Source organism: Bacillus sp. SIMBA_074 (assembly GCF_046534555.1).
GTDB classification, from domain to species: Bacteria; Bacillota; Bacilli; order Bacillales; family Bacillaceae_G; genus Bacillus_A; species Bacillus_A mycoides.
Genome location: NZ_JAWRYM010000197.1, coordinates 1 through 354, shown reverse-complemented (window position 1 = coordinate 354; position 354 = coordinate 1). Strand labels below are relative to the sequence as shown.

Annotated in this window: 1 protein-coding gene; it reads left to right on the top strand. The window is 71.2% G+C overall.

From position 1 onward, the window contains the following. On the top strand, positions 1–208 hold a 208-nt coding region (locus tag SB773_RS30485), incomplete at its 5' end, for an Lrp/AsnC ligand binding domain-containing protein (protein WP_410593943.1). Positions 209–354: the final 146 nt, after the last annotated feature.

The following is a 354-nucleotide window of genomic DNA, read 5'->3' as shown; positions in this document are numbered from 1 at the left end:
CGACTACATGCTGCGGGTGCTCACCACCGACCTCACGGCCTACCAGGAGCTGTTCGACGGACCGCTCGGAGCGCTCCCCGGGGTGCGGAAGCTTTCGTCGACGCTGGTGATGAAGCAGGTGACCGGTCCGCGTGCGCTCCCGATCGGAAGCCGCACGGCGGGAGGGACGGCCCGCTCCCCCTACTCGTCGTCCACGACCGGGTCGTAGCCGGCCGCGCGGAGGGCGTCGATGACGTGACGCCGGTGGTCGGTGCCGCGCGTCTCCACGCTGACGTCGAGTTCGACCTGGCTGAGCTGCATCCCGCGGCCGTGGCGGGTGTGCAGCACCTCGACGACGTTGGCGTTCACGCCGGC